We start from the raw sequence: 21,329 nt of genomic DNA on the forward strand, positions 1-21,329 counted from the left end.
GTCCTGCCACGAATGGTGGAGACAATGCAGATGATGCACATGAAGAGGAAAAGCAAACATTACCCCAAAGGGATATGTTCGATAAAAAATGTTTTAAATCTGATGCTTACAGATACATACTCTGTAAAAACCAGTCATCCTTAATGTTCGGGGAAAAAGAAAAGCAGCATGGATACTGATGCTTCGACTTTTATTGAGGAGTTGGAATACTTTTAGTTATTCAACGTGCGAATTGAATAAAGTCGAGCTGTTGCCATCTGGAAAATCCCGCTGAATGCCTTTAGAGGCATGCAAAAAATAACGGGATTTTTGCGTAAAAAACTATTTATTTAGTGTATAAGAATGATGGAATTTAGAGCATTCCGATCAAGATTATCCCGCAGTGAAACTCAATTGACGCACATTGGAGGACTGGGCTGGATCAGTCTTGAATTTCAAGACGGCGCCAACCAGATTATCCGCTTGCTCCATTAAGGATTCGGCGGCGGCGGCAGCTTCTTCAACTAACGCGGCATTTTGCTGCGTGACCTGATCCATCAATGTAATCGCGTTATTGACTTGATTGATACCGGAGCTCTGCTCAGCGGATGCCGCTGCAATTTCGGCAATAATCTGTGCCACGCGTTTAAACGCAGTCACGGTTTCATCTATTGTCTTTCCCGCGGCTTCCACTTGTCTTGTCCCATCAATCGTTTTCGAAACCGAGGCCGTTATAAGCTCTTTAATTTCTTTTGCGGCGGTAGATGAACGTTGTGCCAGGTTACGAACTTCTTCTGCGACCACGGCAAAGCCTCGGCCATTTTCCCCAGCCCGTGCCGCTTCCACCGCGGCATTCAACGCGAGGATATTGGTTTGAAATGAAATGCCATTAATGACACTGATGATTTCTTCAATCTGGTGCGCGCTGGCGTTGATGTCGCTCATGGTGTTAATCACCTCGCTCATGGCCTCGCCGCCCTTGACCGCGATACTGGAGGCTTCATTGGCGAGTTCGTTGGCGTGCCTTGCGTTATCTGCATTCTGCTTCACCGTAGAGGCCAGCTCTTCCATGCTGCTGGCAGTCTCTTCAAGCGAACTTGCCTGCTCTTCCGTTCGTTGAGAGAGGTCATTGTTTCCATTGGATATTTCACTTGCACCTTGATTAATTGTTTCGGCAGCCATCTTCACGACGACTATGGGGTCCGCAATTAATTGCAGGGTTTGATTAATTCCCTCCACGATTTTCTTGAAGTCCCCTTCATGCTGACTAGAGTCCGCTCTCACATAAATGCGGCCGTCCTCAGCGGCATCGACCAATACCTTGGTATCTTGAATAAGGCGATTAATGGCGAGAATACAGGTATTTAAATTGGATTTAATGATGTTGAAATCACCTTTAAATTCCTCGTTAATCGATTTGGGTATTGAGCCTTTGGATATCTGACTTATGTAGGAGGCTGCAATATTCAAAGGGCCTACGACGCCATCCAGAGTGGAGTTCACACCATCGACAATTTTTCTATATTCGCCAAAATGCTTCTGAGCATCGGCTCTAATCGCCAAATTACCTTCTGCAGCACTGGCCGCCAGTAATGACGCATCTTCAACCAGGCCATTGATGGCATCTATGCACTGGTTGATATTGAGCTTCAGGCGCTCGAAATCCCCATGGAATGATTGATCAATCTTCTTGGGGATACTTCCCTTGGATAGATCGTCGATATATTGGGCGGCCAGATTCAATGGCCCGATCACGGCATCCAGTGTATTGTTGAACCCATCCACAATCCGCTTGAAATCTCCCTGATGCTTCGCGGCATCCACGCGTACAGAGAGGTTACCTTCCTGAGCGGCTTTCGCCAGGGTATCAACATCGACAATCAGGTGTTTGAGGTTATTGCGCACCTGCTCAATTGTGTCGTTTATAAAGGCTTGCTTCCCGGGGAAGAGCTCTAACGGCGCGTTGAAATTTCCCTCGCCAAACTCCAGCACCACCTTGAGTGCCCGACGATTGAGGTCAATATGATCGGCGACCATATTGTTCACCCCTGCGACCATGGCCTGGTAAGCGCCTTGAAACTTTTCGGCCGCGACATGCACATCAATGTCGCCAGCCTTGTGCGCAAAAGACATTTGCTGAACATCCGAGATAAACGTGTTAATTGTTCTGGCCATGGACTGCATCTCGATCAGCAGCTGACCCGTTTCGTCCCGATGCACCGGAATGGAAGTTTCTTCCAATTGGCCATGCGAAATATTTTTTGCCATTTGCAGAGCTTTGTTTAATGGCTTGGTAATGGAATGGGTCAGTATCCAGGCGATCAAGAACCCCATGATTAATATAATCACCGACAATATGATCACCCACTTGATGGCGGCACTTACCGTCGCTTTCATATGAGCTGAAGCAATCGAAGTATTACGATGATTAAGCTCCAGCAGCTCCGCGAGCGCAGCATTCACCGGCTTGTCCGCTCCTTTTACGGATTTATCCAGCGTGACAATATCCGTCCCCGCAAGCTTCAGCTGCATGACCTGCGCCTGTGCCGCCTTGTAATCCGCCACACCCTTTGAGATCTTTTCCAGCAAGAGAGACTCTTCGTCTGACATGGCACCCAGGCGCTTGTAGCTTTCCATGCCTTTTTCAATATTCGCCATGCTCTGCGCAAATTTATCCGCGTACTCCCCGCCGCGCAGAACGTAATTTTTAAAATAATGTACCCCGTCTGCGAGGCCTTTAGAGGCGGTGTCGATGGCATCGCGCTTTTGCAAGGTGATGGATTCAAAACTTTCCCATGTTCGGCTTACATCATTCACCTGCAAAACGGCGAACACTGAGCTGCCAATCATTAATGTCATGATGACGACAAAGCCTATGGATAGCCTGGTACCCACACGAAAGTTCTGTAGTTTGGAGAGCATATGCAACCTCTAATAGGTAGGATTGACGTACAGAAATTAAAAGGATCAACTACTTATCGTCAATTTACAGATAAACCTTAGATGAACTATTTATGACAATTTGATGAAATGCGGGCGGACTGGCGGAGGGGAAAGACCAATCCGTATGGTGAATCAGCGGATAGCGCCCTGCGCCATTGAGCGAGGTCTTTAGTTAACCAATAGAGCGCTACGCTATGAACATTAATGTGCGGGTAAGGTATTCGAAGTTCGCTAAAGCGAGTGTGAGAGACGCGGATTGAGAAATCAGCAAAGCTGAGTGTGCGGGGACAATAGTTCAGTGAAGGTGGAGGCAGGCATTAATCAGACGTTACGGGGTTTTCCTGCTCCGACAAAAACAGTCCGCCGCATGATCATTCACAATACCTACGGCTTGCATCCAGGCATATACAATCGTCGGCCCCACGAACTTGAAGCCCCTTTTCTTGAATTCCTTTGAGATGCGCTCGGAGAGCGGGGAATTCGCCACCCAGCTTTGCCCATCGCCCTCAATCACCTTGCCATCCGTGAACGACCAGCAAAAATCACGGAAGCTTTCCCCACGACTTTCCATTTCACAGTAAATCTGCGCTCCCCGAATCGTCGCCTCGATCTTGGCCCGGGCGCGGATAATGCCAGGGTCCGCCATCAATCGCAGAATGTCACTCTCCCCGAAACCAGCGACCTTCACAGGATCAAAGTTGGCAAACGCCTTGCGAAAAGCCTCTCGCTTGCGCAACACCGTAATCCATGACAACCCGGCCTGAAAACCCTCCAGCATCAGCGTTTCCCACAACAAACGTGAGTCACGGATGGGGATAGCCCATTCCGTGTCGTGGTAGGTTTGCATCAGCGGGTCGCCTTCGGCCCACGAGCAGCGAGTGATTAATCGATTATTGGTCATTTTTGCAGTCAAGATCCCATAGATGATTTGTTCAACTTCACAAGTTTGGGAGCACAACACTTGGCAAGCAATACTTGCAACAAACTACTATGGCTAAATACCATCATGAGTAAAACGCTCTCATGAAGAACATCAAAATATTTAATGTCCAAGAAATTAAAAAACAAAAAAAAGCAATCGGTGATCAAACGTAACTAAATTATTTTTTTTGAAAAAAAATCTAAATGAAACAAAGAAGTTACCTAATGTTTTTTTATTAAAGTCTAACAAATATGCAGCTATTAAAAAACAATGAATAACTCCCAAAACAGGAAAATGTATCGAACCAAAAGCCGCAATTAACCCCAAGCCAATAAATGCTCCTCGAACTAAGATAGCTGCTATAAATTTCTCAATTAATTCCACCTTTTAAACTCAGCTCCACCCCATTATACTAATTGTATAAGCACATTATTTCCCGTAAATCACGCGATAGTGTCTGACTCCATCAGACTCAGTTACCATAATCTTCACTCCATCTCTACGTATCTGAGCAAGCTCACATCCTGCATCAATCACCTCCCCGTTACTTAGCTTCACTTTGCATACAGAATGGGAGCCCCCGCGCACATCGTATGCCGTAATGGAGATAACATGACCATAGATGTAAGATCGCTTGGCTTTTGAGCTACTATCAAAAACCCAATAACCACCGAAAATAAAAATTGCTAGTAGCAGAGAAATCCAAAAAAATTAATTAATTTCTCACGCCTCTCCATTCCATCTATAATTTTCTTATATTCCTGCTTCATATTTCTCTATAAAATTTCGGCTGTAATTACATTACATCGGCTACAAGTCTGGCGGAAATTTACATGCTTCAATCCATTCTTCTTCAGAAATGTCTTCCTTCTTATTACGACGATACCAAGCGCGATTCAAATGAGAATAAACATGGCCTAAATCGACTCTTAAATTGGCTTCATCATATTCTGGATTATTTTGAATCTCTGCGATGAGATTTATCAAATGCTCCTTTGCATCATCAAGCTCACAGAAGAACATGGTCCAGCCAATAGGATGTTTATCTTTATCGATCATGACTCAATGTCGCTTTGATCTTGAATGACATGGCTCTTACGCCATCTTTTTCCCGGGACACACCAACCACCGTATAGCAACTCAAGTATTACCCGCAATTGATACCAAATAGTTGTTTCTTGCGAGGCTTCTTCTGATTTGGGCGAGGCAATAAACTCGGCTAGCAGCTCTCGCGCAAAGGCATAGTCCTGCGGAAGCACCATAAACATCTGTGTGTTGTAATGATTAATATGCATTCCAGCGTATAGCTTACTGAATGCGCCACCCCGAAGATAAAAGTGAATACCGTGCGCATCCAGCATACTGGATATGACAACAGCTTCTGACTCAGTTTGAGGTGAATACACGGGAGTCATCAGCACTCCTTTCAGAGGTTATGGGGCAGCTTGATCACTAGACGTATATTCAATCCCACCTATCCATTTAGCCACCAAGTTATAGCCCCAGGCGCCAATAGCGGTGGAAATGAACCCAAACACGAGATAAAACAAGGGAAGAAATACCAAGAAAAATACTGGAGGCCGCTGCTCAGATGGCATACCCCAAAGGCTTAACACCATAAACACAACAAACGGAATGCTGAGCATAAAGTAAAGTAAGGCCAGCACTTTGGCGGTTTGAACAGGTGAAATGTGGGTGATTTGTTTTTTCATGAAGCTCCCCTTTTGGATAAATTGTAAAACGATTGTCGTTATTCATTGTTATTAAGCTGGACACTACCATCGCTGATTGTTAGCATCCACTGTACGATTGTACAATTCGCCAGCCATGAAAACCACCCCTACCGCCAGCGATCAGGATTTATTCCATATCCCTTTGCCTTTTTACGATATTCCCGTTTCGGCCGGGCAATCCCGCTTTCCTTCTCCGGCACAGGATTACGAGATAGCCGAGATTGACCTGAACAAGCAGCTGATCACCAATCCGCCGGCCACTTTCCTGACACGGGTAACCGGGGATTCCATGACCGGCGTGGGCATTTATCCAGGCTCGATTCTGGTGGTAAATCGCGCGCTCAAACCTCGCTCTTCAAGCATTGTCGTGGTATTGCTGGATGGGGAGTTGATGGTGAAGCGGCTTTATAAACATGCCGGGGTGGTAAAACTACTATCGGAGAATCCAACGTATGCGCCGATTACGCTGACTGAAGGGCAGGAGCTGATGATCTGGGGAGTGGTGACCTATGTCATTACCGCAGCCACTTAAATCGGTGTATGCGCTCGCGGATGCCAACTCCTTTTATGCCTCTTGCGAAAAGGTATTCAGGCCCGAGCTGGAAGGCAAGCCGGTGGTGGTGCTCTCGAACAACGATGGCTGTGTGATTGCTCAAAGCAAGGAAGCCAAGGCCGCGCTTGCGCTGTATATGTGCCGTCCCTGGTTTGAGGTAAAAGAGGCCGCCGAGAAAATTGGCACTATCGCTTTCTCGTCCAATTACGAGTTATACGGGGCGATGAGCAATCGCTTTGTGCAGACGCTCAGGCATTTCAGCCCCCGAGTCGAGGTGTACTCCATCGACGAATCGTTTATGGATATGACTGGTCTCAGGCGCGATCTCAGTGTGTATGGTCATGAGATCAAACACACCGTCAGGCAATGGACCGGCTTACCTATTTGCATTGGATTTGGTCACTCCAAGACTCTGGCCAAATTGGCCAACCACTGCGCAAAAAAACAGCCTGGATGGGATGGCGTATGTGACCTGACCAGCTTGAGCGTGCCTGAACTTGACCACTTACTTGCATCGTTGGAAATTTCGACGGTCTGGGGAGTAGGTAAACGCCTTGAACGACGGTTACATGCGGTGGGGGTCACTAACGTGCTGCGGCTGAAACATGCAGACCCCAAACGTATCCGTGACAAATTTGGCGTACTGCTGGAACGCACGGTGCGCGAGTTGAATGGCGAAGTATGGCTTGAGCTGGACCAGATGGTGCCCGAGGCCAATCAAGTCATGTCATCCCGCTCATTTGGGCATCGCCTTGATTCGTTAACAGACCTTCAGGCCGCCATCAGCTTTCACGCGGGCAATGCCGCCGAGCGCATGCGCAAAAAAGGGCTCTATGGCAACGCCGTGTATGTGTTCATACAGAATAGCCCGCATGACGAAGCCCCTTATTACTGCGGCCAGCAGATGATTGCCCTGCCCTCACCCACCAACAGTACCCAGCAAATTACCAAGGCGGCGTTATGGTTGCTGAGTAAAGTTTATCAACCGGGCGTTTACTACCTCAAAGGCGGCGTCATGCTGATGGAACTGGTGGCAGAAGGCGGCCAGCAACGCGAGCTTTTTGGTTTCAGCCAGCAGGACAGTAAAAACCATCGTTTGATGGGGATGATCGACAAGGTGAACGCCAAATATGGCCGGGGCACGGTTAAGACCGCGGCTGAGGGCGTCAGGCAGGATTGGCAGATGCGACGTGTGCTTAAAAGTCCGGGGTATCTACATCAATGGAAGGGTTTGCTTAAGGTCAGATAAGCACTTAAAAATTCACCCGCGTTAAGAGTGACGGTATTTTTTTACAGTATACGAAATGATCGATTTGAAGATACTGTAAAAAAATACCGTCAAGGCTCATCCACTATGAATGCAAGAGGTTAAATTCATCAGAAAATAAAAAAGCCCAAGTGGCTGACACCATTGGGCTTTTTATCTTACGTCATCTTACTTTGTATTGCTTTGTACTACTATACATCCTTAAATGGTGCCGGGGGAAACTGAACAAATGCCTGAAACCCAATATTTAAGCCATTTTAATCATTTAAATAATGGTAGTTACCCCCAATGTTACCCCAAGCATCTGGAACTTGCTCAAGTTCATCAGTTAGATCATTTCCATGTAACTTGCGAGTATACGCGGGAAAATTCCTTTCTCAGGTTCACTCATTTTGCGGTCGCCTAATTCCCACACATTTTACGCTCATAACTCCAACGTCCTCCAGAGTCCAAGCAGCGGTCAATCTGAAGCTGTCCTCTAATCAAAATAACTGACAAAATGACTACCAAACATATGATCACAGTAATTATGAGTTTCTTGACCATTTTTCATCCTAATTGTTTTATTAAAGTCTTTAGGAATTTAGAGTGAAACTTGAACCCAACAGCCTTAACATCTCTCTCGAGCGCAAAGACAATTTAGGATACTGGCTTTTAGCTGCCTGCGCTCTGGTCATACTCATATCAGCATGTATCGACCCAGCCTTCGCTAGCGCTTTTGCAGCTTCAAGCATTGTCGGACTCCCATTTCTTTGGACCATGCTCCTTTCCCCGAAAGGTTTAAAACGCCTTTCTGTCGCAGGTAGCGTTGGCACTCTAGGATATTATCTAGTGACCTTTATCTATATTGCTTTAGCTAAAAATATTTTGATTCCAACTACTTTAAAACTTATTCTGCATGTTTTTTCCTAACCTCCCTTTGAGCCCAGGCTGCGCAAATTTACGCAGGCCTCACTTGCAGCTCTGGATGCTCATCCATTATTTATTAGCTTTTCTGCTTGTGGGATGCTATGAAAGAAGCAATAGTCCAGAGCAATTGAAAGTAGCGAATGAAATCATTGCTCAAGCACCAAAGCCTATTGATTTTCAAGCCATTGGCAACGATAAATGGTCACGAGTTTGTTTTTTCGGTCCTTATGCGGCAGGGTCAAGCGATGTTCTAGGATTTGATTGGGATGTTACGCAAAAAATAGAAAATCATGGTAATGAGGGAATCAATACCATCGTTTTTACTACTCAAAAGCAAGTTACGGAATTTGTCGTTATGCCACGAGATAAAGCTGATTTCTGGAAGTTATCCAGACAATGCTTCGCTAGAGCTAATGCTAAATTTATTTATGATGGTTCAAGTTATATACATACAAATACTGCGCAAGCACTAACTGAGAAGCATAACGGGGCATCAAGCAAGACTTACTAAAACGCTTAGGGTAATGATGTCTCACGCTGTAAGCACTCTTGAGCTAAAGATTAGTAATATCCTCTAGAATTAATGTGTAACGATTATTTCCTATTTCAAATACTACAAAACTTGCTAGCAAGTCACTCCATTTATCATTTAAAGGTAAATCCAACTCAATGGTGGCTATGATTTTCATATCATTTGGTTTATAAAATCTAACGAGCTTGCACGGGTTTGGATTGCCTCCACTTGCGTTCTCCCATAATGAAACAGAAAAATTAGTAACGCCAGGATAGTATTGATCTGATCGATAATTTTTAATTTCTGCTTTAATACGCTCTGCGCCGGTCAATTCCGGAGTTTGGTAAGCCATAGCAAAGCCTAGAGCATTAAATACGACGTCATACTTTTCTGCTGCCAGCTCAGTTATCCAATTACTGGTAATTTCTAGTAAACCAGCTTCCGTCAGCTGATCTTCTTGAATGTCCATTTGTTAACCTAACTCCATGCTTACTTTACCAATCCAATTCCAAATTCGACCAAAAGCAGATTTTTTATGCTTGATCGCGATACCAAGCATCAGACTCGTATTCTGGTGGTATTTCTTGTGAGAATGGATCATCAAAGCCAAGACGCTCTAACTCATTGAACCATCTTTCCCGAAGAGAATGCGGCAGGCTTACGCCACACCAAGGGCAAAAGTGAATGGAAATACTACTTGATCCACCATCATGAATACGCAAGCCGTAGGAGTTAAATCTCGGCTCATACGTGATTAGTGAGTCAGGGCACTGAGATAAGTCATTATGGATTTCACATAAAAAATTAACTTGTGATCTCATCTTTTCACAGCAGAAATTTGACATAAGTCGCCCCCATATTTCCTAATATCGCGAGTTAGGTTAAATTCGTTCACATCCGCGTCTTGCATTTAATATTTTCGGCCATCTTCTGGAGTATGAACGTTAATCGTCACTAAAACATTATCAAGACGAATAGTCTGGTTGATCTTAAAAGATTGAGTAGGTGAATAAAGCGTGACTAATAAGTGAGGCTTATCATCATTCAACCAAGTCAACTTGGTGCTTGATATGCCTGACATTTCTTGGCTACTACTCTCTATTTTACCCAATGTAAATGCTACGATTTTATTCGTAATTTTCTTTGATCTTAGGCTAATCTGACTTTCAATATGACCGTCTCGATATTGGCTAATCTCATGACGAGCAATATACTCATCATTCTCAGCTGTCGACAATACTTCCGATTCAATGTCAGGTGAATAAAAAGCGCTATTAATCAATGAAGAAAGCAAACCAACAGCAATTAATAGTACAACTACTATAAATACTTTCATATTAGGCGTTACACTGCGCTTTCAATGGAGTTATTGAAATATCACCAATCCTGATACCTGTTCGTTTCAAAAAAGGTTAGCTTTTATCTACCTGCTCTACCCTAGGCTCATCCTCAATCGCATATCTCTTCTATTATTTATCAAGACCGGTTTTGGGCATTAGCTTTTTCCCAATCGTCTTCTCACAATGAAGACTAGCGGAGATCACGAGTATTACGACCATAGTTAGAAACAATCCCTTTTTTACAGTATCGTACTTGAAGGATAAGCAATGCGAAGAGGGGCAAGGATTTTTATTTGGCAAACCCATGCCAGCTTCCCAATTTTCTGTATTTTTAGGTTTGGAAAGTTTGTCTAAAGCGGCATAACGAACGCCTATACTCGACAAGAGCGATTAATTTTCCCCGCAATAAGCAATAGGGTTCCCATAATGGTGACCCAAAATAAGATTGCTATTTCAGCAGCATGCGTCACATATCATTTTGAGCCATTTTCTTCTTTTTTTTGGGTGCCTGTTGCAATCCCAGAGCGCCAAGGCACAATGAACAGTGTGATAGGCTACAAGGTAGACTGCCATGAATGAAAATATTGTGGAAAAAGTCGATCCTAACAATAAGCCAGGATGGAAGTGGCATGCTGTTGTTATGGGAAGCTTCTTTTTTTAATACTTACATTTCTTGCTGCTTTATTCTTTTTGATAGATCCGGACTGGGCATATGAAATAATGTATTCATCTGCTGTAGGCCCAACGAAAGGCTCTCGCAGGTGAACTTCATTCACCTGGATAACTCTATTTTTTAAATGCTGGTTCGGCCCTGGGCAAGGCTCGATAAAGTGAAGTATTGATTAATGGGTATCCCGCGTATTAACAGCGACCATTAAAAAAGGGCATCTCTGATGCCCTTTTCCTTTCAGATGATGAAATACCTCAAATCAGGAATGGCGCCACAAATGCAAAGAACCCACCAACCAGAAACATGGCAACAGAAATTCCATATATCCATAAGGATTTTTTTCGAGCAGCAGTACACAGTTTAGCCAACGCCGGATCTATAGGGCATGGCAAGGAGCGAGCCCTCCATTGCAAGAAACCAGCGATTAACAACATCAGCGCTGCCGATCCAAAAACCAATGGTTTATGCTCACTGATCCAGATCAGTTGTGGAAAATTACTGATCAATGAAGTGAGTGTAGCTGCTGAACCTATCGCCACAAGAGTTGCAGGCAGTGCGCAGCATATCAGGGTCGACCCACTCGTAAAGAGTGAAAGAAAGTTGACCCTTTTCGCCGCCTTCACGGCAATCATCTCAGAAGATTTGACATGTATCATTTGTCCTCCTGCTCAGATTTCATCTTGGAAACAGGAACAGCGACCATCTCTATGGATGTCACCTCATAGCCTGCGTCTTTGATAGTGGCTTTGAAGGTTTCATTGCTGATCATTTGTCCGTCATTCAATTCGACAGCGACAAGCTTTTGTTTCAGATTCACATACACATCCTTGGTCTGCGGCATCCCATGGAATTTCTTCTCGATCCCTTGAGCGCAGAAAGCGCATACCATGCCATTTACATTACCTTTAATAGTTTGCACCGCCATGGCTTGAGTGGACGTGAGTGCGAAAGCCAGAAAGAAAAGACTAACAATAGATTTCATAATAGCGTCCTTAAAAAATGTACATAAAGTTGAAACGCAGCTGATCGGCATTACTGAACCCGACTTCAACGAAATAGCTCTTATTGATAAGACGAAGCATGGGAGTCACTTCCACCATATCGGACAGATCGCGCATATATCGCGCTTCCAACACGAACCACGGCTGCGTTTTGTCGTAATCGGTTTCGTAGAATGAAAATCCGGCGCGTAACGCGCTATAGTCGTGGTTGATGTCACTCGCTCGATATAGTCGATGGGTTGCCTGGATATAGACTCTGGTTGTCTCATAATCAAACTGGACGCCTGGAGTAATCATCGTCTTATCAAAGCTCCGATCATTGCTCGGACGATCATCCTTTCCTTGCAGTGCGCCTACGCCCCCAACAAACCAAAGATTGGCCTGGGCATGCGGCAGATTCCATCGATTCAGTAACCGCGTATAGGTAATTTCTTCCAGATTACGTTTCTTCGACTCATCCTCTGATCGCATATAAGTCAGGCCAACCCCGAATGCGTCGCGACGTGTTATTGCATAATTAATAAAAGACTCTCGCCAGTTCTGGCTGAAATCTCCCATGACCATATAGGAATCGTTGAATCCCATAGGGCCCGCTTGAGAGCTTGCCGAACACATAGCGAGAAGAGCGCTGCTCATTAGCGCTGTGTACGATTTGTACATGGCTTCCCTTTCATATTTAGTCATCTCCGCCTAGAAAAAAGACGGATTAAGGCTGCGACTAGGAAAGGGATATAGGAGGGCGGAAAAGGTTGGCTGGAATCACTGATACATAGATCAGCTCAGTTGAGCCAATCTGTATCGTACTTGAGAATAGAAGGGGCAAGGCGGTATCGCATAATGCCATACCCAAACTCCCCAACGCTAAACAAACAGCGGCACACGTATCTTTGCAGGCAGCTTTACCAGTCTCTAACGGCGCACTCATTCCAGATGCCATGAACATATGGTCATGGCAAGGCATGGATTCTTTATCGAGTTGTTCTTGTGACTGAGAAATTGCTTGAATTAATGGAAGGCTCACAGCGGCAACACTCTGCATTGGCAAGGTCACCAACAGCAAATAAACACAGAATGTAGCCAAGGATTTCATCATGATCGAGAGTTAAGAATACTCTATCAGTATACATTCAAATATATTAGTTACTCTTTGGCCCGAATAATGGGAGAGTTTTTCGATGAGAGGTTGCAGCCGTCCCTGAAGGATGGCAAATTTCCGCTATCGATCCCACGCAGTGTTATGTGATAGCTTAATATACTACTGGAGTACCAATTCGACCCGTCGGTTAAGCGCTCGTCCAGTTTCATTGCCATTACTGCTGACAGGTGCGAGCGATGCCACCCCTTTACCTGTCAAGCGTTGAGCGTCGATTTTATAGCCTATGAGTGCCTTAACAACCGCATCCGCCCGTCGTTGCGAGAGTTCGAGGTTGTTGTTAAAACTCCCCACATTGTCAGTGTGCCCGACGATATAAGCGCGCATACCAGGATTGGCAACTAATAGTTTGGCCATTTCGTCGAGAGCAGGTTTGGAGTTAGGTTTCACCTCGGCTTTCGCCGTATCGAAGTAAATCCCGTACACCGCAACCTTGCCATTACTATCCAGACTTTTCTTAAGGTCGGATGCGCTTAAAACACTGACTTGATTGGTTTGCATGGGCTTAACCTCAGCAATTTGCTGATAAATTAACACTCGTTTGTTCGACCGGTCTTCCATCACCCATAGCAGTACATAAACATCGCCTTGCGCATTGTTGCGCCGGGTCAGCAAGTAGCGATCATTGTTGCCAAAAATGGCATCAAAGCCCGTTGGCATCACTTTGCCGCTATTCGCTAAATAACCGCCCATATCACGGCCGCATGCCGCACCTGCACATTGAAAAATAGGTGTAAACGCGTTCTTGCTAAGAGCTGCTTCGTAATTACGCATGACCTCAAGAGACGTCTTATCGGCAGCAAGTTCATAGCCAATCCGGGTTGCTTTGCCTTCTACGCTGATCAAATCCGATGGGCCGATGGCAGTTTCAATCGGTATTGGCTTAACCGGCATTATCACCTCATCAAAATCGCTCGCCTGATAATTCTGAATGGTGGTACCGGCAAAGCGTGTCAGTAAAGGATGATCTTTGGCACCTGCAATGTCGGCGGCCACTGCGGGCAACGCCACCCATGCCAGCGCGATGAGGGCACAGTTAGTCAATATGAGATTAAGTTTTAACTTAAGCAAAAGGAAGCTCCTCTAAACAATGATTGAAGCCGCTGAGAATCTGCATTCTAGGTACCGCCTCAGTCGAACACATGCTACCAATAATAGCTAAGTTGCGCATCGACCGTTCGCGAAGTACCCCAGTAGCAATAGAAATCGCAGGCACTAAGATATTCTTTGTTTAGCAAGTTGGAGGCATTTATCTGCAGATTCCAGTGAGAAGACAATGGGTAGCTTGCCATAGCATCAACCAGGGTATACGAGGCAACCTTTTCACCTGGGTAATATCGCTGATCCTCCGTGGATCCGTTATATCTCACTCCTAGGCTAACCTTCAATCCATTTAAAGTACCTTGTGTATGGCGATAATTTAACTTGGCAGCTGCCTGATTGTTAGGAATGAGCGGGGCTCGCAATGATTTCTCAGTAGAAATATCCTGATCAGCATTGTTATGTGTATAGCTCAAGCGTGCCGTCAAATTCTCCGCTAAAAATAAGTCGGATTGCAGCTCAACCCCACGATTACGGCGTTCGCCTGCCTGAATGGAAATATTTGAAGAGTCAGAAACTAATGAGTTTTTTTCAGTGAGATCGAAAACGGCCAAATTGAAGCTAGCCCTCATCCAAGTCGGTTCGTATTTTAGGCCAGCTTCAAGCTGCTCCCCCTCATAAGGCTTATAAGGCCGTCCATACCCATCTGTTCCAAGAACGGGATTGAACGAGGTTGAGTGGCTGACATAAGGAGAGAACCCCATGGGTAACTTAACCATCACGCTCGCATTGTGAGTATCCTCATGCCCCTTTTCCTTGTTGCTGACCAAGCTAACATAGGAGCTACTCTCATAATTGTCACGGCGTAAACCCAAGTTCACCAAGACAAAATTATCCCAATTAAACTTATTCAGAATATAGGTCCCCTCCTGTTTCAATCTAGTCTCATATGGATTGGAGGATACCGAGAATGGAGCTCCATATTGAGGATCGAACATATCGATGGCAGGGACAAAACCAAAACCGTTATTTTCAGCATCAGCCTTACTGCGTTTGTAATCCCAACCGACAAGAACTGTATTCTCGACTTTCCCTAAGCGGAAAATTTTGCTTAATCGATTATCGACATTATGGTCGCTAGCCTGACCATTCATGTATGAGTAGCCACGGAAAGCTTGTCTATTGTTATCTGACGACCAGGCAAATACCCCTAGAAAGTTATGATCCATTTTTCCGTAGCGGTAGTTTTGCGTAAACTTCAGATCATCGCCAAAGTCATGGCTAAACTCATATCCTAGCGAGTACTGCCTTCTCTCAAAGTTATCTCGGCCAGGCTCACCTAGATTAGTGTCATAACCGATCTTCCCATAAGGAGTGCTTCTTAAAGATCCATATGCGGGCAAAAACCCATTCGTTGGAGTACCTTGCTTCTTCAATGTGCTTGCCAACAATGTGAAACTTGTACGATCTGAAATGTCCCAGGTGATGCTTGGAGCAAAATAATATTGCTCCATACCCGTATGCTGAATGGGAGAATCGCCTTTAGAGTAAAGCCCTACTAATCGGTAGCGTACATCGTCACTAATGATTCCATTGTAATCACCACTAACTGTCCTTCTATTGAAATTACCGATACTAAAATTGATTTCCCCTGCTTCTTCTTTGAAAGGACGCTTCGAAACAAGATTAACTGTGCCACCCGCATCAGTAGCACCATAGTTGAAGGAGTTAGCTCCTTTCAGAACTTCCACCCGCTCCAAACCATAGGTTTCCTGCTCCCACACGAAAAAACTATTTCTTGTTACGGTCGTGCCATCCAGCGTGGTATTGGCGTCAAATCCTCGCACTTTGAACCAATTAGTTTTGTTATCTGCTCCAAATTGCTGGCTTACCACTCCTGCCTCGTACAGCAAAAGATCATCCAGCTTTTTATTGGCCCCCGCCTCTTTGATAGATTGCTCGTCAATGATTGAAACAGACTGCGCCTCGGATTTGAAGTTATTGCCAGTTTTATCGGCCGATCCTACGACAGTAATCGTTGATAGCGTAATGTCATCATTAGAGGAAGTATTTGATGTTTCGGCAGCAAGCACATGCGAGGCAGTCAGAAATCCACCGATGGCAAGCCAGTAGATTGACCGCTTTGTCTGAAAAGCGAGAGTGGTGTGCATAATGGGACCTGGAAGAAGGCGTAAAAAAGGTCATTATACAACGCAAATGATAATTGTTAGTATTTGTAAATATGACTTGAGTGACTGGATTGTCCGACATATCTGCTAAATACTTGATCAGAGATTTTGATGAGGTATCGCCATGATTTTGCCTCAGAAAAACTCGGTTATGATACACAGAAGATAATCGGGCGCCTCAGGGAGCGACTCTGGGCTGACCTTCCTCATAGACTACCTTCCACTTGCCACCAGCCTTTACATAGAAGTGTTTATGTATCACACCAGCAAGGATGAACGCACATTCGTAGTCCGCTTCATCAGCCTCAGAGACATCGCAATGAAAGCCTTCAAGATTGCTTTCACGGACAAGATTTGGCTGAGGGGTACGTTCGGCTAGCAGCCCCCTAACCTCAGCTTCAGTTGGAGGCGATGGAGAAGAACAAGAGCAGCACAGAAGGAAAACGACTATCAACGAATGCCTCATGGCTCCCCTTATGATCAACGTTTCTAGTTCATAACATCCAGATCAAAGCATCCATCCAAGAAATGGTCTAGTTCATTCCTTAGGCCCGCCTCAAGCTTCCGTTGCTGAACCAAGCCAATCTTCATTGCATTTGTGGGTCCTCGACTCTTGCCCATTAGTACCAGTTCAACCTCCTGATCGATAGAGTCTTGATATTCATCTAGCACTAATTTTGAGGTTGCCCATTGCTCATGAAGGCGCTGCCAGTTTTCGAGTTCCATTGCCCTTCTCCCTTCATCCAGTCGACTCTTGATTAATCATGCAATACCATTCACCGGATATAGGACGGGGCCGAATGTCATGTCAGCGAATGTTGAGCTATCGACAGGGGCAATCTATAGAATCAAACATAACCGTCAGGCGCAACTCCCCAGGCGGCATATCAACGCTTCCGTCATCGTGGTCTACCACCTCACGCCTCCTTATCCTTAAGCTGTATTCCGAAATTTACGGCTTGAGATGCTGACCGAATTACCATCTGGGTCTTTGACATTGGCAAAACTATACCTATTAGCTTCATGTATAGATCCAAACTCCAGCCCGTTCACTCGCGCACTTAAAATGAAATCGTTTATGTCTTCCACGTCAAAAGAAAGCTTAAGCCCAGCCTGCCCAAGCTTAACCGACTTGGCAGCTTGATGAATTAATATACTGGCACCCCCACTGGGATTGATAAGCTCGATTAAGCCATCAATCACCTCCCCGCTTGTATGGAAGCCGAAATATTTGCTGTAGAAAGCCGCGCTAACTTGTATATTTCGAGCATAAATAATGATTGTTCCTAATACAGGGGGCATATTTTCCTTACTTCCATTTTGATGGTCTATCAATTACGGGTTTTTAGTTATATGGTGTCCAGAGTTATACCATTCCAAAACTGAGCCATGTGTTTTCGAATTACATTACTACAAGCGAAGAGGGTATTATGAGTTTTGCGAATTCTGTTAGTGAACTACCTAATAAAGTCGAAAGCCTTGAGCAGCCTAGCCGCTGTGCGGAATGCGGTGAACTGATTTTTAAAGCGGTGACCTCGTATGATATTCAGTCAACCGGCCCCTACAAGACCATACACTTTCACCCCAGGTGTGCCTTGATTGCGGGTCAGAGATTAATCTCTGACTCTTACTTACACAGAGATGAAGGGTAATGTAACTCTGCAAGCACAGTGATAGCACTTGAATCATTCGGGAAGCACTTCGACAAAGAGTGAAGCCTTTATGTAATTACTTGATTATTTGTGATTAAAATATATGGTATAAGAAAATTTATCACAAAAAATAATGGGGCTATATGTTGAATCTTTTACTAATGGGTTTACTGGCTGCTATTCTTTTTTCCCCACCTTATCTTCTGCATAAAAAAGGAGATAAGCTTAAATGGAAAACTAGGTATTTTCTGTCGATACTGCCTGCGCTTTATACCGGCATGGGTTGGGAGATTGCCCGTGTCGGTGAGAATGTGGTCAATTGCCAAGGTGGAATAAAAAATCTCCACGGATGCGTATTAGGCGGTTTCGATATAACCCCACTAATTGGCTATGGCTTTTTCTTGCTTATCCCCTTCTTCTACCTTGCACTACCACTATCTTTATGGCTATTCCTCAAGACAATGGCAAAACAGTTAAACGCGTGGTATAAAAAATCAAAAGGGAAAATTCACTCATAGCCACATGACGAAGTCCCCAATTACTGCGGCTAGCATGCAAACTCTTTGGCTTCGGCCAGGAAGACAGAAAAAGCCACTGTTTGATGGGGATGATCTACCAGGTGAATACCAAATATGGCAGAGGCATAGTCAAGACCGCGGCCGAGGGTCAGGCAGGATTGGCAAATGCGGCGAGAGCTGATGCTGTGAAACTGAAGTCTTCATTTCGTCAGATGCCTAAGGTGTTCGAACGGTTAATAACGCTATGAGCTTGGCAGCCATAGGAGTAAAACGGAATAATCCCAGATCATCAAATGTCGGCTCTGCCGTGGAAATTAGGCCCAATGTTATAAGCCCTAGTGCTACTTGCCCATCTTGACTGGAAGGTTTAATCGACAAGTGCCGTGGATCAGGCTTTTCCTGCTCAACCTCACTGAGCCAGATACGGTTATAAGAAAAATTATCAACTAAAAATTTTGCCTCGTCTGCAGAAATATCTCGAATAATGCGACTCAAAAATATGACTTCCTGCTCACCATATGGTGGGGCCGATAGGCTATTGTTGATCACGTCCGTCAAAAGAACAATTTTTCTCTCGTCTATGGTATGCAATAAAGCCAAAATAGATTCATTTATTATTTTATATTGCTGATCAGTAAGCTCCGCTAGCCTTTCCTCTTGTCTGATGAGGGCTTCATTAATGTCACATAATGCAGCTTCTATCCGGCTTTTTTGCCTTTGCGCGGCGAGCGATGTCGTGAGAACCGGTAGAAGTGCGGCCAGAGGAGTACCTATGGATGCGGCAAGGGCCGTAAATGTAAGCTCAGATGCTAATCCACCGGAGAGTCTCTCTAGGGGACTTGCAGCCTTTACAATTGGTTGATTTGGTATCATAAAGAACCTTTATTCTTAGGCAATATGGACAATCAAAGGAAAGCTAATAAATTGCTTAATTTAGACGAAATACCATATGTTTCGATTAGTGTACCCTCATCTCTAGGTACGCTTTATCTTTATGATTTTCGAATGTTTGATTATGAGGATTTAGAAAAAAGGGAGAAGGCCGATCCTGTCGATCAAGTACGATCCCTTTTAATTGGTATAGCCAGTTTTGAGCATGCCAAGAGGCACAAGGACAGCAGAAAACCCCTCTCGCAGGAGGATGTCGACCGATTTTCAGCAGATGAAATTGAAGAGATAGCAGCGGCATACTTCTCCTTCATCCATAAAAACGCAGAGCTAGCTAAAAACACACCCTTTCAGTTTACTCGAGAAGAAGGGGAAAGCCCATCCACTTGCCTTATAAGATACCTTAAGGCCGCTAATAGCGCTCAAATTCAGCGCATGGTTGAAACAAGAAATAAAATTATTGAGTCCGTGGGTTCCTAAGTGAGCTTCACTTGTCATTATTTTCTTTCGGAGGTAGCAAAGTATTACGGTTCAGATTGTCCAGGAATTCCTGAGCTATCTTGTCCGATAGCTCCTTAAAGTTTGGAGTGTTGGCACCGCGCACCTTGGTTGGTGGGGTCACCGATTCGATTGATTGATCTTTTTTTGAATCTTCAGCTTCGCACATTTTTCCGCTTTCAATCCCTCTTTGTCATTGCCACAGTGTAATTTATTTTTACCAGCGGCAGGTCGTTCCGTTTAGTCTTGATCGTTTCACACCAAAGAGAAACTAGTCTTTCGCCGGTTGAATGCTTGGGCTCAGCATAAAGATTTTTCCAACCAATTATCGTAGTTCGAGGAACGGAAATTTTCTCAGATATAGCTACCAGAGATAGTCCCTTACCATTCAAATCAGCAATCACGCGAAACCAATCCACTGCATATAAGCGGCTTTCTCCCACCCTTTTCCCCTTATATAAAAACGCGCGCGCGACCCTTACCCCTTCCGTTTATTCCTAGTCCATGGATGTGGGCATTCAATCGATAGCAGTTTCTCCCGCGCTTGTTTTAACTTCTGCACCTTGGCAGCTCTGGTTTCCCTTTCCATTTCAGACTGCCCAGTTACCAGTTCATAAATCTTATCGAACGCCACGCCCTGTCCTCGTAGAAGTCTGAACAAACTAACCAGATAGGCTTGTTGGGCTTTGAATTCCTGTGATCTTTTGGCAGTCATAAACCTCATGGATTTGGTCGAGCGTGCATGTGCCAGTTTATTAATTTCGCGATGCTCATCCGCAGAAAGCTCGTAATTGTGCCTCCCGTGCATCACATTGCCTCAAGAATTTTGGCAAGATCATGGATTTTCGTGCTGTCCACGGTTATCCCTTTCCGGCTTGGAACATAGTCAGAGTTTTTAGTGGGCTTGTACCAGACTCGGATGTCTACCACTGAACGGCCCTTGTATTCTGACTGCGTAACTCGGACCTCAGAGTCCTCGCCCTTCCTTATTGCCCCTATTACCTTATCCGTAGGGGTTTTCATATATTCCCCCAAGGATCATTTTTCAAATTCAAAGAGATTCCAGAGGAGGCGTTGCCGGTTTGAGCGGCGGTTTTCCAACCCGATGCAATCTTGTATCCACCAGCCAGGACACTGCTTGTGGCATCGATATAAGAGGCGGTTTTCGCATTACTTGCCGAAATGTCGTAGGCATCAGCCTGGGCGTTCAGGCGATTGGCCCGGTTGCTGCCGTTGAGAATGGCCGTCAGGGCATCCTCTTCGACGTTTGCCGCGATACTCTGGTTGATAATGGTAGAGGTGCCATCATTGACATCCACCCCGCTGGCGGCCAAGGACGTGCGGGCCTGGGCCATCTGTTGGCGCCCTGCCTTGCGTATCTTTTCGGCTTGGACTTGTGCCGCGCCTTTCTCAGCCTGTGCATCAGCACGCGCCTGGTCGGCTTGGTAGCTTGCTTGCGCGGCCTGCTGGTTGCCAGTGTGTAATGCGCCTAGCACTGATAAACCAGTTGACCCAGCCAACAGATATGGCGCTGCGACTGCGAATTGCCCCATACTCAT

General features: G+C 45.1%; 27 protein-coding genes. 6 read left to right on the forward strand and 21 right to left on the reverse strand.

Features of this window, described 5'->3' with window-relative positions; all coding sequences use genetic code 11:
• Nucleotides 1-372: 372 nt before the first annotated feature.
• The 6 genes from ACWWD9_RS08125 to ACWWD9_RS08150 all read right to left on the reverse strand — a co-directional run bounded on the left by ACWWD9_RS08125 (nt 373) and on the right by ACWWD9_RS08150 (nt 5,556).
• On the reverse strand, nt 373-2,901 hold the full coding sequence (locus ACWWD9_RS08125; RefSeq protein WP_455866709.1) for a methyl-accepting chemotaxis protein: 2,529 nt from the start codon (nt 2,899-2,901) through the stop codon (nt 373-375).
• 349 nt (nt 2,902-3,250) lie between these two features.
• Nucleotides 3,251-3,823, reverse strand: coding sequence for a DNA-3-methyladenine glycosylase I (locus ACWWD9_RS08130; RefSeq protein ID WP_455866710.1), 573 nt, complete (start codon nt 3,821-3,823; stop codon nt 3,251-3,253).
• A 156-nt stretch (nt 3,824-3,979) separates the two neighbouring features.
• Entirely contained in the window at nt 3,980-4,228 is a 249-nt protein-coding gene (locus tag ACWWD9_RS08135) for a hypothetical protein (protein WP_455866711.1), read from the reverse strand.
• Nucleotides 4,229-4,654: 426 nt separating this feature from the next.
• Complete coding sequence (locus ACWWD9_RS08140) at nt 4,655-4,903, reverse strand: hypothetical protein (protein WP_455866712.1); 249 nt, start codon at nt 4,901-4,903, stop codon at nt 4,655-4,657.
• Nucleotides 4,900-5,259: a hypothetical protein gene (locus tag ACWWD9_RS08145; RefSeq protein WP_455866713.1), complete on the reverse strand. Its 360-nt coding sequence runs from the start codon at nt 5,257-5,259 to the stop codon at nt 4,900-4,902. The genes ACWWD9_RS08140 and ACWWD9_RS08145 overlap by 4 nt, the downstream gene beginning before the upstream one ends.
• Nucleotides 5,260-5,277: 18 nt before the next feature.
• Nucleotides 5,278-5,556, reverse strand: a complete 279-nt coding sequence (locus ACWWD9_RS08150) for a hypothetical protein (RefSeq protein ID WP_455866714.1) — start codon at nt 5,554-5,556, stop codon at nt 5,278-5,280.
• Between the two features lie 115 nt (nt 5,557-5,671).
• Between ACWWD9_RS08150 and ACWWD9_RS08155 the strand changes: the two genes are divergently transcribed.
• From ACWWD9_RS08155 to ACWWD9_RS08170, 4 genes are all read left to right on the forward strand, one after another.
• A complete protein-coding gene (locus tag ACWWD9_RS08155; protein ID WP_455866715.1) occupies nt 5,672-6,109 on the forward strand; it encodes a LexA family protein in 438 nt (145 codons plus the stop codon).
• Nucleotides 6,087-7,379 carry a translesion error-prone DNA polymerase V subunit UmuC gene (gene umuC / locus ACWWD9_RS08160; RefSeq protein ID WP_455866716.1) on the forward strand — a complete coding sequence of 431 codons (1,293 nt, stop codon included), beginning with the start codon at nt 6,087-6,089 and terminating at the stop codon, nt 7,377-7,379. The genes ACWWD9_RS08155 and umuC overlap by 23 nt, the downstream gene beginning before the upstream one ends.
• A 606-nt stretch (nt 7,380-7,985) precedes the next feature.
• Nucleotides 7,986-8,309, forward strand: coding sequence for a hypothetical protein (locus ACWWD9_RS08165; protein ID WP_455866717.1), 324 nt, complete (start codon nt 7,986-7,988; stop codon nt 8,307-8,309).
• Between the two features lie 43 nt (nt 8,310-8,352).
• Entirely contained in the window at nt 8,353-8,817 is a 465-nt protein-coding gene (locus tag ACWWD9_RS08170; protein WP_455866718.1) for a hypothetical protein, read from the forward strand.
• Between the two features lie 43 nt (nt 8,818-8,860).
• Here the strand turns inward: ACWWD9_RS08170 and ACWWD9_RS08175 are convergent, their stop codons facing one another.
• The 11 genes from ACWWD9_RS08175 to ACWWD9_RS08225 form a co-directional block, all read right to left on the reverse strand.
• Nucleotides 8,861-9,289: a hypothetical protein gene (locus ACWWD9_RS08175; RefSeq protein ID WP_455866719.1), complete on the reverse strand. Its 429-nt coding sequence runs from the start codon at nt 9,287-9,289 to the stop codon at nt 8,861-8,863.
• A gap of 64 nt (nt 9,290-9,353) precedes the next feature.
• Nucleotides 9,354-9,665 (reverse strand): DUF6980 family protein, encoded by a 312-nt coding sequence (locus ACWWD9_RS08180; protein WP_455866720.1) that lies wholly within the window; start codon nt 9,663-9,665, stop codon nt 9,354-9,356.
• Nucleotides 9,666-9,730: 65 nt separating this feature from the next.
• Nucleotides 9,731-10,156 carry a hypothetical protein gene (locus ACWWD9_RS08185; protein WP_455866721.1) on the reverse strand — a complete coding sequence of 142 codons (426 nt, stop codon included), beginning with the start codon at nt 10,154-10,156 and terminating at the stop codon, nt 9,731-9,733.
• Between the two features lie 928 nt (nt 10,157-11,084).
• Complete coding sequence (locus ACWWD9_RS08190) at nt 11,085-11,486, reverse strand: hypothetical protein (RefSeq protein ID WP_455866722.1); 402 nt, start codon at nt 11,484-11,486, stop codon at nt 11,085-11,087.
• Entirely contained in the window at nt 11,483-11,812 is a 330-nt protein-coding gene (locus tag ACWWD9_RS08195) for a heavy-metal-associated domain-containing protein (RefSeq protein WP_455866723.1), read from the reverse strand. The genes ACWWD9_RS08190 and ACWWD9_RS08195 overlap by 4 nt, the downstream gene beginning before the upstream one ends.
• A 10-nt stretch (nt 11,813-11,822) precedes the next feature.
• Complete coding sequence (locus ACWWD9_RS08200) at nt 11,823-12,416, reverse strand: hypothetical protein (RefSeq protein ID WP_455866724.1); 594 nt, start codon at nt 12,414-12,416, stop codon at nt 11,823-11,825.
• 133 nt (nt 12,417-12,549) lie between these two features.
• On the reverse strand, nt 12,550-12,924 hold the full coding sequence (locus tag ACWWD9_RS08205) for a hypothetical protein (protein WP_455866725.1): 375 nt from the start codon (nt 12,922-12,924) through the stop codon (nt 12,550-12,552).
• A gap of 162 nt (nt 12,925-13,086) precedes the next feature.
• A complete protein-coding gene (locus tag ACWWD9_RS08210) occupies nt 13,087-14,055 on the reverse strand; it encodes a DUF4892 domain-containing protein (RefSeq protein WP_455866726.1) in 969 nt (322 codons plus the stop codon).
• A 74-nt stretch (nt 14,056-14,129) separates the two neighbouring features.
• Nucleotides 14,130-16,196, reverse strand: coding sequence for a TonB-dependent siderophore receptor (locus ACWWD9_RS08215; RefSeq protein WP_455866727.1), 2,067 nt, complete (start codon nt 16,194-16,196; stop codon nt 14,130-14,132).
• 507 nt (nt 16,197-16,703) lie between these two features.
• Nucleotides 16,704-16,940, reverse strand: a complete 237-nt coding sequence (locus ACWWD9_RS08220; RefSeq protein WP_041362108.1) for a hypothetical protein — start codon at nt 16,938-16,940, stop codon at nt 16,704-16,706.
• Nucleotides 16,941-17,147: 207 nt separating this feature from the next.
• Nucleotides 17,148-17,516, reverse strand: coding sequence for a VOC family protein (locus tag ACWWD9_RS08225; protein WP_455866728.1), 369 nt, complete (start codon nt 17,514-17,516; stop codon nt 17,148-17,150).
• A gap of 493 nt (nt 17,517-18,009) precedes the next feature.
• On the opposite strand from ACWWD9_RS08225, the gene ACWWD9_RS08230 reads away from it, so the two are divergent.
• The gene (locus tag ACWWD9_RS08230) at nt 18,010-18,384 is read left to right on the forward strand and encodes a hypothetical protein (protein ID WP_455866729.1); all 375 of its coding nucleotides are present in this window, start codon (nt 18,010-18,012) and stop codon (nt 18,382-18,384) included.
• Between the two features lie 216 nt (nt 18,385-18,600).
• On the opposite strand, the gene ACWWD9_RS08235 is transcribed toward ACWWD9_RS08230, so the two are convergent.
• A complete protein-coding gene (locus ACWWD9_RS08235) occupies nt 18,601-19,257 on the reverse strand; it encodes a hypothetical protein (protein WP_455866730.1) in 657 nt (218 codons plus the stop codon).
• Nucleotides 19,258-19,308: 51 nt separating this feature from the next.
• On the opposite strand from ACWWD9_RS08235, the gene ACWWD9_RS08240 reads away from it, so the two are divergent.
• The gene (locus ACWWD9_RS08240) at nt 19,309-19,752 is read left to right on the forward strand and encodes a hypothetical protein (protein WP_455866731.1); all 444 of its coding nucleotides are present in this window, start codon (nt 19,309-19,311) and stop codon (nt 19,750-19,752) included.
• Between the two features lie 7 nt (nt 19,753-19,759).
• Here ACWWD9_RS08240 and ACWWD9_RS08245 read toward each other — a convergent pair whose 3' ends face one another.
• The 3 genes from ACWWD9_RS08245 to ACWWD9_RS08255 all read right to left on the reverse strand — a co-directional run bounded on the left by ACWWD9_RS08245 (nt 19,760) and on the right by ACWWD9_RS08255 (nt 21,323).
• Nucleotides 19,760-19,939, reverse strand: a complete 180-nt coding sequence (locus ACWWD9_RS08245) for a hypothetical protein (protein WP_455866732.1) — start codon at nt 19,937-19,939, stop codon at nt 19,760-19,762.
• 638 nt (nt 19,940-20,577) lie between these two features.
• A complete protein-coding gene (locus tag ACWWD9_RS08250) occupies nt 20,578-20,793 on the reverse strand; it encodes a transcriptional coactivator p15/PC4 family protein (protein WP_455866733.1) in 216 nt (71 codons plus the stop codon).
• Nucleotides 20,790-21,323, reverse strand: a complete 534-nt coding sequence (locus ACWWD9_RS08255; protein WP_455866734.1) for a hypothetical protein — start codon at nt 21,321-21,323, stop codon at nt 20,790-20,792. The genes ACWWD9_RS08250 and ACWWD9_RS08255 overlap by 4 nt, the downstream gene beginning before the upstream one ends.
• Between the last annotated feature and the right edge of the window lie 6 nt (nt 21,324-21,329).

It is taken from the genome of Methylovorus sp. SPW-M1 (assembly GCF_053848825.1).

Coding starts and splice junctions, on each gene's coding strand:
- ACWWD9_RS08140 (WP_455866712.1), bottom strand. CDS start 4,903: ATGATCGATAAAGATAAACATCCTATTGGCTGGACCATGTTCTTCTGT.
- ACWWD9_RS08230 (WP_455866729.1), top strand. CDS start 18,010: ATGTTGAATCTTTTACTAATGGGTTTACTGGCTGCTATTCTTTTTTCC.
- ACWWD9_RS08245 (WP_455866732.1), bottom strand. CDS start 19,939: ATGTGCGAAGCTGAAGATTCAAAAAAAGATCAATCAATCGAATCGGTG.
- ACWWD9_RS08220 (WP_041362108.1), bottom strand. CDS start 16,940: ATGGAACTCGAAAACTGGCAGCGCCTTCATGAGCAATGGGCAACCTCA.
- ACWWD9_RS08250 (WP_455866733.1), bottom strand. CDS start 20,793: ATGAAAACCCCTACGGATAAGGTAATAGGGGCAATAAGGAAGGGCGAG.
- ACWWD9_RS08150 (WP_455866714.1), bottom strand. CDS start 5,556: ATGAAAAAACAAATCACCCACATTTCACCTGTTCAAACCGCCAAAGTG.
- ACWWD9_RS08145 (WP_455866713.1), bottom strand. CDS start 5,259: ATGACTCCCGTGTATTCACCTCAAACTGAGTCAGAAGCTGTTGTCATA.
- ACWWD9_RS08185 (WP_455866721.1), bottom strand. CDS start 10,156: ATGAAAGTATTTATAGTAGTTGTACTATTAATTGCTGTTGGTTTGCTT.
- ACWWD9_RS08125 (WP_455866709.1), bottom strand. CDS start 2,901: ATGCTCTCCAAACTACAGAACTTTCGTGTGGGTACCAGGCTATCCATA.
- ACWWD9_RS08200 (WP_455866724.1), bottom strand. CDS start 12,416: ATGGGATTCAACGATTCCTATATGGTCATGGGAGATTTCAGCCAGAAC.
- ACWWD9_RS08215 (WP_455866727.1), bottom strand. CDS start 16,196: ATGCACACCACTCTCGCTTTTCAGACAAAGCGGTCAATCTACTGGCTT.
- ACWWD9_RS08180 (WP_455866720.1), bottom strand. CDS start 9,665: ATGTCAAATTTCTGCTGTGAAAAGATGAGATCACAAGTTAATTTTTTA.
- ACWWD9_RS08195 (WP_455866723.1), bottom strand. CDS start 11,812: ATGAAATCTATTGTTAGTCTTTTCTTTCTGGCTTTCGCACTCACGTCC.
- ACWWD9_RS08235 (WP_455866730.1), bottom strand. CDS start 19,257: ATGATACCAAATCAACCAATTGTAAAGGCTGCAAGTCCCCTAGAGAGA.
- ACWWD9_RS08255 (WP_455866734.1), bottom strand. CDS start 21,323: ATGGGGCAATTCGCAGTCGCAGCGCCATATCTGTTGGCTGGGTCAACT.
- ACWWD9_RS08175 (WP_455866719.1), bottom strand. CDS start 9,289: ATGGACATTCAAGAAGATCAGCTGACGGAAGCTGGTTTACTAGAAATT.
- ACWWD9_RS08225 (WP_455866728.1), bottom strand. CDS start 17,516: ATGCCCCCTGTATTAGGAACAATCATTATTTATGCTCGAAATATACAA.
- ACWWD9_RS08205 (WP_455866725.1), bottom strand. CDS start 12,924: ATGATGAAATCCTTGGCTACATTCTGTGTTTATTTGCTGTTGGTGACC.
- umuC (WP_455866716.1), top strand. CDS start 6,087: ATGTCATTACCGCAGCCACTTAAATCGGTGTATGCGCTCGCGGATGCC.
- ACWWD9_RS08190 (WP_455866722.1), bottom strand. CDS start 11,486: ATGATACATGTCAAATCTTCTGAGATGATTGCCGTGAAGGCGGCGAAA.
- ACWWD9_RS08130 (WP_455866710.1), bottom strand. CDS start 3,823: ATGACCAATAATCGATTAATCACTCGCTGCTCGTGGGCCGAAGGCGAC.
- ACWWD9_RS08155 (WP_455866715.1), top strand. CDS start 5,672: ATGAAAACCACCCCTACCGCCAGCGATCAGGATTTATTCCATATCCCT.